The sequence below is a fragment of the Nocardia sp. CC201C genome (assembly GCF_030010695.1).
In the GTDB taxonomy this organism is placed as follows: domain Bacteria; phylum Actinomycetota; class Actinomycetes; order Mycobacteriales; family Mycobacteriaceae; genus Nocardia; species Nocardia otitidiscaviarum.
Map to the genome: position 1 here is coordinate 1 of NZ_JASCXP010000282.1, position 9,746 is coordinate 9,746.

At 70.4% G+C, this 9,746-nt stretch carries 10 protein-coding genes and 1 pseudogene; 2 read left to right on the top strand and 9 right to left on the bottom strand.

Translation table 11 applies throughout. The annotated features are described in order from the left end of the window. On the bottom strand, positions 1-623 hold a 623-nt coding region (rpsB, locus tag QK444_RS25015), incomplete at its 3' end, for a 30S ribosomal protein S2 (protein WP_282784259.1). 431 nt (positions 624-1,054) lie between these two features. Between rpsB and QK444_RS25020 the strand changes: the two are divergent. Then, a pseudogene (locus QK444_RS25020) lies at positions 1,055-1,501 on the top strand (peptidoglycan DD-metalloendopeptidase family protein); the annotation flags it as partial. Between the two features lie 32 nt (positions 1,502-1,533). Here the strand turns inward: QK444_RS25020 and QK444_RS25025 are convergent. Continuing rightward, positions 1,534-1,872 (bottom strand): hypothetical protein, encoded by a 339-nt coding sequence (locus tag QK444_RS25025; protein ID WP_282784273.1) that lies wholly within the window; start codon positions 1,870-1,872, stop codon positions 1,534-1,536. Then, positions 1,869-2,225, bottom strand: a complete 357-nt coding sequence (locus tag QK444_RS25030) for a DUF202 domain-containing protein (protein ID WP_282784261.1) — start codon at positions 2,223-2,225, stop codon at positions 1,869-1,871. The genes QK444_RS25025 and QK444_RS25030 overlap by 4 nt, the downstream gene beginning before the upstream one ends. 261 nt (positions 2,226-2,486) lie before the next feature. Here QK444_RS25030 and QK444_RS25035 point away from each other — a divergent pair, with 261 nt between their 5' ends. After that, complete coding sequence (locus QK444_RS25035) at positions 2,487-3,008, top strand: DUF1990 domain-containing protein (RefSeq protein ID WP_282784263.1); 522 nt, start codon at positions 2,487-2,489, stop codon at positions 3,006-3,008. On the opposite strand, the gene QK444_RS25040 is transcribed toward QK444_RS25035, so the two are convergent. The 6 genes from QK444_RS25040 to QK444_RS25065 all read right to left on the bottom strand — a co-directional run bounded on the left by QK444_RS25040 (position 2,999) and on the right by QK444_RS25065 (position 9,480). Continuing rightward, positions 2,999-3,310: a nuclear transport factor 2 family protein gene (locus QK444_RS25040; RefSeq protein WP_282784264.1), complete on the bottom strand. Its 312-nt coding sequence runs from the start codon at positions 3,308-3,310 to the stop codon at positions 2,999-3,001. The genes QK444_RS25035 and QK444_RS25040 overlap by 10 nt on opposite strands. Before the next feature lie 88 nt (positions 3,311-3,398). Continuing rightward, on the bottom strand, positions 3,399-4,175 hold the full coding sequence (locus QK444_RS25045) for a siderophore-interacting protein (protein ID WP_282784265.1): 777 nt from the start codon (positions 4,173-4,175) through the stop codon (positions 3,399-3,401). 105 nt (positions 4,176-4,280) lie between these two features. Beyond that, positions 4,281-5,204, bottom strand: coding sequence for a tyrosine recombinase XerC (locus QK444_RS25050; protein WP_282784266.1), 924 nt, complete (start codon positions 5,202-5,204; stop codon positions 4,281-4,283). A 618-nt stretch (positions 5,205-5,822) separates the two neighbouring features. Continuing rightward, positions 5,823-7,220, bottom strand: coding sequence for a DNA-processing protein DprA (gene dprA, locus QK444_RS25055; RefSeq protein ID WP_282784267.1), 1,398 nt, complete (start codon positions 7,218-7,220; stop codon positions 5,823-5,825). Positions 7,221-7,606: 386 nt separating this feature from the next. Continuing rightward, positions 7,607-9,115 (bottom strand): YifB family Mg chelatase-like AAA ATPase, encoded by a 1,509-nt coding sequence (locus QK444_RS25060; protein ID WP_282784269.1) that lies wholly within the window; start codon positions 9,113-9,115, stop codon positions 7,607-7,609. Continuing rightward, a complete protein-coding gene (locus tag QK444_RS25065) occupies positions 9,115-9,480 on the bottom strand; it encodes a YraN family protein (protein WP_282784271.1) in 366 nt (121 codons plus the stop codon). Before QK444_RS25065 ends, QK444_RS25060 begins: the two co-directional genes overlap by 1 nt. Positions 9,481-9,746 lie beyond the last annotated feature (266 nt).

Below are 9,746 nucleotides of genomic sequence, written 5' to 3' on the forward strand. Positions count from 1 at the left end.
CGGATGGCGTCGTCGTTGCCCGGGATCGGGTAGTCGACCAGGTCGGGATCGCAGTTGGTGTCCAGGATCGCGATGACCGGGATGTTCAGCTTGCGCGCCTCGCCGACGGCGATGTGCTCCTTGTTGGTGTCGACGACCCAGATGGCCGAGGGCACCTTGGCCATATCGCGGATGCCGCCGAGGGTGCGCTCCAGCTTGTTCTTCTCACGCGTGAGCATGAGGATTTCCTTCTTGGTGCGACCCTCGAAACCGCCGGTCTGCTCCATCGCCTCGAGCTCCTTGAGGCGCTGCAGCCGCTTGTGCACGGTCTGGAAGTTGGTGAGCATGCCGCCCAGCCAGCGCTGGTTCACGTAGGGCATGCCGACGCGGGTCGCCTCGGAGGCGATCGACTCCTGGGCCTGCTTCTTGGTGCCGACGAAGAGGACGGTGCCGCCGTGCGCCACGGTCTCCTTGACGAACTCGTAGGCCTTGTCGATGTAGGTCAGCGTCTGCTGCAGGTCGATGATGTAGATGCCGTTGCGGTCGGTGAAGATGAACCGCTTCATCTTCGGGTTCCACCGACGGGTCTGGTGACCGAAGTGCGCGCCGCTGTCGAGCAGCTGCTTCATTGTTACGACAGCCATGGCTCCCGTATCTCCTCTTATCGCTGGTTGACGCAGAAATCGGCGATCTCTGCCCTGGCGCCCGCAGCCACCGGAACCCACGACGCACCTGCTGAACAATCGATGTTCAGCGGAACGCGATGGGACCAGCCGGCGACCCTCGATGCGGGCGCGCGAAGTCGGTCTGCGTACGCAAACCGCTGGACCAGTCTACGGGGGTGACGGGTCAGACAGAAATCGGGTCCCGCGAGGGAAGAGACGGATATTCACACCGGCGCGTGTCATCCACACTCGCCGATACCGGGATTCCATTGCCGACCTGCCGATACGACGCTGGATACATGCATCGGATCGCAACGCCCCGCCAGGGCCGGGTCACCCGCGACCGGCTCGTACTGAGCCGGGTCGCTCTCCACCGGCTCGTACTGAGCCGGGTCGTCCTCGGCTGGCTCGTGCTGACCGCCGCGGTATCGCCTACCGTATCGGCCACGCCGAAGGACGCGTTCGACTGGCCGCTGCGTCCGCGTCCGGCGGTCGTGCGGGGTTTCGACAATCCGGAGCACGACTGGCTATCCGGTCATCGCGGGGTGGATCTGGCCGGTGCCGCCGGGCAACCGGTGCTCGCCGCGGCCGACGGAGTGGTGGCTTTCGCCGGAACGGTGGCGGGCAAGCCCGTGGTGTCGGTGGACCACGCGGGCGGCCTGCGCACGACCTACGAGCCGGTACGGGCCACCACGGCGGCGGGACGGCGAGTGACGCGCGGGAGCGCGCTCGGCGTCCTGGAGCGCGGCGACCACGGCTGCCCCGGAGTGTGCCTGCACTGGGGACTGCGGCGCGGGCGGACGTACCTGGACCCGCTGCCACTGGTCAGGCACACGCCGCTGCGCTTGAAGCCACTGGCTGAAAGCACCGGCGGAACGCAGGGCTCGGCTCACGGTTCGAGCCGCGACAGGCCGAGGGTGAACACCGCCACCACGCAGGTGACCGCGATGATGGCGAGGGATACCACGACCACCGCGAACCGGCCGTCGCTCCAGTTCGCCCGGGGGCGGGTGTGCAGGATGTGCGCGCGGCGCACCCCGACCGCCACCACCAGAACGAGCGCGAAGGCCGCGGCCACCGGGGCGACGGCCGCGGGCCGCCAACCGCTGACCGCGGCCGCGTGCAGCAGGAGGACCACATTCGCCATGGCGGCCACCACGGTGCGCCACCACGCCAGGGCGGTCCGCTCCGCCTGGAGGCCCTGTTCGGTCGTCGGAACTCCGCTCACGACAACAGCATTCCGATACCCGACAGCACCGAGATGACGGCGATGCCCGCCGACAGGATGGGCACCATGACCGTGCGCGGCAGCGGTTCACCGCGCCGCATGGCGGCCGTCACCTGCCGCCAGCGTCCGTACGCGCCCACCGCGATGGTGATCGCGAGCACGATGCAGCTCATCCCCACCGCCGTGCGCAGCCCGTGATGCCGGAACGGCCGCACCAATTCGTGCACCGCCACACCGCCCGCCAGCAGACCCAGTGCCGTCCGTATCCAAGCCAGAAAGGTGCGCTCATTGGCGAGGGTGAAGCGGTAATCCACCTCTCGTTCGTCGTCGTCCACGGGCGTGGGGTGACTCATGGCACCAGTCTCCCCCGGCCGTCGAGCCGATGTCGGAGCACACCTCGGCGAGTCCGCTGTGAGCAGGCGTCTATCCGGTGCCCCGCAGCGAGCGACCTACGGCTGCCGGTGCGCGGGTTCGCGATGGTCCGATGGGGGTGTTGGCCAGCGATTCGTCTCGGCACCGGAGCAGCGCGCGGCAGCTGTGGAATTCGGCCACGGAGCCGACGGAGCTGCGCCGCCGCGTTGGCCCGATGCGCTTGCCGACAGCAGAATGGAGCCATGTCGATCCGTCCCGCTCCCACCCCGTTCACCTATCCCGAGGTCGGTGCGACCAACGGTGAGTTCCCGTCCGGCTACCACCATTTCCGGATTCGCCGCCGGATCGGATCCGGGCGGGAGCTGTTCGAGCGGGCGGGTGCGGACATTCGGGCGTATCGCATGCAGCGGGGTACCGGGATCTTCCGGGAGGCGAGTACGCCGGTTGCCGAGGTGGGGACGCGGCTCACGGTCCGGCTCGGGGCCGGACCGGTCGCCATCGTCGCGCCGTGCCGGGTCGTCTATGTGCTGGCGGAACCGAACCGGCTCGGCTTCGCCTACGGCACCCTGCCCGGGCATCCGGAGTGCGGGGAGGAGCTGTTCGCCGTCGAGTACGACCCGGCCGACGAGTCGGTGTACGGCGTGGTCGCGGCGTTTTCCCGGCCCGGCACCTGGTACACCCGGCTGGGTGGCCCGGCGGTGCGAATCATCCAGCGCTACATAGCGGGTCGGTACATCGACGCCGTCCGCCCCGGTCAGGCCTGACCGGTCTCGAATCGGCTGATCTTGTCGCCGTCCACCTCGAACCGCCAGGCGGTGCGCATGGCGCCCCAGCGGCTGTTGGAGTAGTCGGCGACCAGTGCCCGCCCGCCTTCGCTCACCGACTGGATGTCCATCCGTCCGGCGGTATCGAAGATCTCGCTCGCGGTCCACTGCCGTAGATCGCGGTCGGACCCGTCGTCGGACATGGTCGCGTCGGCGGTCAGCACGCCGTAGAAGGCATCGCGGTCGCCCGCATTGAGCGCGTCGACGAACCGCCGCACCGCGGGATCGAGTTGGTCGGCCATCGCAAACCCTTTCGACTCGGTGTTCACACATTCCGGTCAGGTACGACTGCACTACCTTCAGCTAACGTACCGCAACCGACGCGAGCACCTACCGAGCCACGGCGGCCTCCACCTGTTCGCGCTCGGCCAGATCGGATTTCCACTGGCGGAAGCCCTCTTCGGTGCGGCCGCGCCGCCAGTAGCCGGAGATGGAGGATGCCCACTCCGCGGAGATGCCGCGTTCCTTGCGGATGTAGGGCCGCAGCTGATGCATGACCGCCTGGGCCTCACCGTGGATGAACACCTGCACCTGCCCGTCGAGCCACGGTTCCGCGCGCACGGCCGCCACCAGCTTCTCCCCGGGTGCGGCCGTGCCGCGGTGGATCCAGGTGAGGCGGACGCCGTCGGGGCGTTCGAAGTCGAGTTCGTCGGCGGGACCGGCGATTTCCACGAAGACCCGGCCCACGGCCGCGGCGGGCATGGCCGCGCAGGCCGCCGCGATGGCGGGCAGCGCGGATTCGTCACCGGCCAGCAGATGCCAGTCCGCGTCGGGGCGCGGGGCGTACGCGCCGCCCGGACCGAACATCTCGATGACGTCGCCGGGGCGGGCGGCCGCCGCCCAGGGTCCGGCCACACCCTCATCGCCGTGGTAGACGAAGTCGATGGCGATCTGCTGGGCCTGGGTGTCGACCGAGCGCACGGTGTAGGTGCGCATGGTCTCGCCGTCCTCGCCGGGGAACAGCAGTTTGACGTAGGCGTCGGTGAAATCGTTGGGCTGGAACGTGGCGAATTCGGGTCCGCCGAGGTGTACGCGAATCAGGTGGTCGGTGAGCCGGGTGGTGCTCTGGACGACGAGTTTCGTCCGAGGACGTGCGGGACGAGCCAAGTGAATCACCTCCGTATTAGGATTACCTAACAAACCATACGCCTGGCTGACGATAGTTCGCCGATACAGTCGCGATACGACGGTGAGGGATGGATCACAGCGACCTCAGGCGCGCGGGTGAGCCTGGTCGTGCACCTTCTTCAGACGGTCGATGGAGACGTGGGTGTAGAGCTGCGTGGTGGCCAGACTCGCGTGGCCGAGGAGTTCCTGGACGACACGCAGATCCGCGCCACCCTCCAGCAGATGGGTGGCGGCGGTGTGCCGCAGGCCGTGCGGCCCCATGTCGGGAGCCCCGGGGATAGCCGAGATCACCTCGTGCACAACGGTTCTGGCCTGACGCTGATCGATGCGGCGGCCACGGCGGCCGAGCAGCAGGGCACGGCCGGAATCGGCGGTGGCCAGGGCGGGGCGACCCCGACGCAACCAGTTCTCCAGGGCGGTGTCGGCCGGGCCGCCGAAGGGCACCGACCGCTCCTTGTTGCCCTTGCCCAGCACCCGCACCAGTCGGCGCTCCCGATCGACATCGTCGACGTCCAGCCCGCACAGCTCGCCCACCCGAATTCCGGTGGCGTACAGCAGCTCCACGATCAGCCGGTCCCGCAGGGCAAGCGGATCCTCCTGCGCCGCACCGGATTCCGCCGCATCCATGGCCGATCGCGCCTGCTCGCGCCCCAAGACGGCGGGCAGCACCCGATGTGCGCGCGCCGACCCCAGCCGCGGCCCCGGATCGACCACCAATCGCCCCGTGTGCGTCAGCCAGGCGGTGAACGTCCGCGCCGAGGACGCCCGCCGCGCCATGGTGGTCCGCGCCGCCCCCTTGGCCGCCTGTGCGCTCAACCACGACCGCAACAGCGCCACGTCCACCTCCCCCACTCCGGAGTCGGCCGACCGCTGCACCAAATGCTCCAGCAGCGACCGCGCATCCCCCACATAGGCCCGCGTCGTATGCTCCGACCGGTTCCGCCCCAACCGCAGATGCCGCCCGTACTCCACCAGCAACGCATCCAAATCCTCGGGCAGGCCACTCATATCCCCATGATTCCCCCTCCCCCTGCCACTCCCGCAAGCGACGCGCCACCGGACCACGCGGCGTCGCGAAGCAGCACACCGCTACGCCGACCACCAGCCGCGGGGCCAGCGGCCTTCGGCCGTGCGACGCTGCGAGTGCCGTAGCACCCCGTCGGCCGACCGTGACGCGGCCGATTCTCAACTGTCCGGTTCCTGTCGGGCCGCTCCGGCACCACGTTCGGCGGCATCATGCACCACGAGCACGACGGGCGCGACGGCCGGTCCCGACGCCGTCGGCTTCCGGCTCCGCACTCCGCCAAACATCCGGCCCACCGCGCGATCAATACACCGTAGACGGCGTCGCGCAAGTCCTCCGGGATGAACCCGTCCGGCTCCAAGGTGTCCTGCCAGGCTTCGTATTCGCCGGTAGCACAGCAGACTAACGAGGGGATCATCGGCGACTGGTACGTCACGGCGGTGGAGCACGCGTACGCGGCGGGCACGCGCACGCGGGCGACACGAGCGACACGAGCGTGGGCGACACGGGCGACACGACCGTGGACGACACGGGCGTAGTTGATCGGATCAGCCGCGACGGCAGGGACAGTGGACCGCCGAACCACGGCGTGACCGGCATGTTCACGGGCGCGCGGCGGCGGCGAGTCGGTACCAGCCGTTCTCGTCGCAGGACACCAGACCGGCGAGTTCCAGGGCGCACAGGGCGGCGCGGACGGCGGGCACGGATAGTCCGGCGTGCTCGGCCAGCAGGCGGGGCAGGCGGGATCCGGTTGTCGGCAGGGCCGTGTAGACGGCTGCTTGGTCACCGGTCAGGTTGTCCTCCGGGTTCGGTGGGACACTGCCCGGCAGGGAGAGCCGTAGTGGGCCCACCTCGTCGACGATGTCCTCCGCGCCGGTGGTGAGCAGGGCCTCGCCCTCGCGGATCATGCGATGGCAGCCGACCGAGGCCGCCGAGGTCACCGGGCCGGGGACGGCGAGGGCGGGGCGGCTCAGGCGGCGCGCCCACTTCACGGTATTGCGGGCGCCGCTGCGCAGCCCGGCCTCGACCACCACCACGCCGTCTGCCAGGGCGGCTATCAGCCGGTTGCGGGCGAGGAAGTAGTGCTTGCGCGCGGTGACGCCCGGCGGGTACTCGCTGATCACCAGCCCGGTGTCGGCGATCTCGGCGAGCAGCCGGTCGTGCTGTACGGGGTACGGGCGGTCGACCCCGCATGCCAGGACCGCGACCGTGACGCCCCCGGCCGCCAGCGCGGCCCGATGCGCCATACCGTCGATGCCGAAGGCGGCACCGGAGACGATCGTCCACCCACGAGCGGCCAGCTCACCGGCGATCTCACCCGTGACCTGGTTCCCGTATCCGGTGCTGCACCGCGCGCCCACCACCGCCACCGCCTGCTCCGTGCACTCCGCCAACGACCGCGGCCCGCGCACCCACAGCACCAGCGGCACCGCGCCGCCCTCGTCCGCACCCGGATCGAGCTGGCTCAATCCCAGCACCCGCCACGCGGGCCATTCGGCATCATCGGGCGTCACTACCCGTCCGCCGATCCGCTCCATGAGCTCCAGATCCCGTTCGGCCCTGTCGATTCCCCGACGCGACTCGGTCGGCCCCCGCAGCGTGTCCGGTAACGCGCACTCCCGCACCGCCCGCGCGGCCTCCACCACCCCGACCGATTCGATCAGCGCCGAGAGCGGCGCGCACGGCCCTTCGACAACCCGAGACAGGTACACCCACGCCAACCGACGAGCCTCCGAATCAACCTCAGGTACAACGGTTTCGGTGCTCAACCGCACGCCAGCAACGTCGGTTCCACCCACCGCAGCGCTTGCGCTCACCGCACCGGACACGCCCGCCTCCCGCGCCGCGCCCAATCCACCCTGCACTCCCGTGGCACCCGCCACGCCGTTCATGCTCGCCACGCCGTTCATGCTCACCACGTCGCTCGCACCCGCCACGCCGCTCGCCACGCCGCTCGCGCTCACCACGCCGCTCGCACCCGCCACGCCGCTCGTGCTCACCACGCCGCTCGTGCTCGCTGTGACTCTCGTGCGCAACTCGCTTGCCGCGCTGGCCACGTCGGCATCGGAGGTCTCCCGCTGGCGACGGAGCGCGGTATCCCGACCGTCCGGCGCGCGAGTCTGCCACGCACCCGTAGCGGTGCCCGGGTCGGCCGTACCCGAACCGGAAGTGGCTGACCCTGTATCTGGTTCGGTCGAACCCGCATCCGTGCCACCCGTACCCGCCCCTACCCCTGCGGCCGCACATCCAGACGCAGACGCAGACGCACACGCATCCGGATCCGGCATCGGTATAGACGTCGGCGTCGGCGTCGAACACAGTGTGGGAGGCGGTGCAGGCAGCGGCAACGCACACGGCGTGGGACGCGGTGCAGGCTGCGACTCGCTCATGATGTCCCCCGCTGCCGAAAGGTCAATGCCTGCAATACATCCTGCGCGGTGGGCACCTCGCCGCCGCGCAGGTCGCAGATGGTCCAGGCGACGCGAATGGCGCGGTCCGCACCGCGTGCGGACATCCGGCCGTGTTTGAGCGCGTTCTCCACCGGGGCCAGCGCCTCGCGCGGCAACCGGAAGCGCTGCCGCAGCACATGTCCCGGCACTTCGGCATTGAGCGACCAGCCGACCGCCTTCCAGCGGTTGGCCGCGACCTCGCGGGCGGCGGTGACGCGGGCGCGCACGGTTTCGCTGCTCTCGGCCTTCTCGCCGCTGAACGCACCCGCCGCCTGCGCGTGCATCTGCACCCAGAGATCGATGCGGTCCATCAGCGGGCCGGACAGTTTGCCCAGGTAGCGGCGGCGGGCCAAAGGGGCGCAAATGCAGTCGATATCGCGGGCCGGGGCGCACGGACACGGGTTGGCGGCCAGGATCAGCTGGAACCGCGCGGGGAAGCGCGCGACCCCGTCGCGCCGCGCGATACGCACCTCGCCTTCTTCCAAAGGTGTTCGGAGAGCTTCCAATACGGCCTTGGAGACCTCCGCGCATTCATCGAGGAAGAGAATGCCGCGGTGCGCCCGGCTGACCGCCCCGGGCCGGGCCGAGGGTGAGCCGCCACCCACCATGGCGCTCACCGACGACGAATGATGCGGCGCGACGAAGGGGGCGACCGTGATCAGCGGATGATCGCCCGACAGTGTGCCCGCCACCGAATGAATGGCCGTCACCTCGAGTGACTCACGTTCGCTCAGCGGCGGCAGCAGCCCCGGAAGTCGCTGGGCCAGCATGGTTTTGCCGATGCCGGGCGGGCCGGTGAGCAGCAGATGGTGCCCGCCCGCGGCGGCCACCTCCAGCGCCCACCGCGCCTCGTCCTGACCGACCACCTCGGTGAGATCACCACCGGTCCAGGTCGGTGCGGGCTGCACGCGGTCGGGGGCGAACAGATCTCCGTCGCCTCGCAGCCAGTCCAGCAGCGCGCGCAGGGTGGGCGCACCCAAGACCTCGATGCCGTCCACCAGTCCGGCCTCGGGCAGGGCCGCCATGGGCACCACCACCGTGGATCGTCCGGCCGTGCGCGCGGCCAGTACGGCGGGCAGTACGCCCCGCACCCGGCGCACGCGACCGTCGAGGGCCAGCTCACCCAGCAGCACCGCCTTCGCCAGCCGATCGACCGGCACGGCGCCCGCCGCATCGAGCACCGCCGTGGCCAGCGCCAGGTCGTACACGCTGCCGACCTTGGGCAGCGTCGCCGGTGACAGCGCGAGCACCACGCGCCCGTCGGGCCACCGCTCCCCCGAGTTGGTGACCGCCGCCCGCACCCGATCCCGCGACTCCTGCAACGTGGTGTCGGGCCGCCCCACCAGGTGCAGGGACGGCAGCCCCTGCCCGATATCGGCCTCGATCTCGACCAGCTGCCCGTCCACCCCCGCGACCGCCACCGAATACGCCCGCCCCAGCGGCATCAGAACACCCCCGGCAGATGTGTTATCTCCGGTTCCCCGTCGGGCGGCAGCAGCACGGAGACCACGTCGAAGCGGATGCGCAGCCACGGCCCGGTCTGCTCCCGCAACCACAGCAGCGCCAGCTGCCGGATGCGCCGCTGCTTGGTGAAGGTCACCGCCTCGGCGGGCAGCCCGAACCCGACACCGCTGCGCGTCTTCACCTCGACGAAGGCCGTGACCTCCGCATCACGCACGATGAGGTCGAGTTCGCCGTAGCGGCACCGCCAGTTGCGGGCGAGCACCTCCATACCCGCGGCCCGCAGGTACCGCGCCGCCAGCTCCTCCCCGCGCGCACCCAGCACCTGATTGTGCGGCCCATCGTCCAGAACTCGATCACGCGGATCACCACCGGTAACGCGGTCGTGCGCCCCGCCACCACCACCCCGACCGCGCGCCACAGCCCCCGTCGCCCCACCGGTCGGCGGAACGGAACCCGGCAGACCAGCGCCCGGCGGAATGCCACCCGGCAGACCACCCCTTGGCAGCCCGCCACCCGGCGGGACGGCACCCGGCAGACCGGCGGTCGGCGGATCGCTGCTCAGCAAACCCTCTCCCGGCAGACCGCCCCCCGGCGGACCACCGTCCGGGAGCA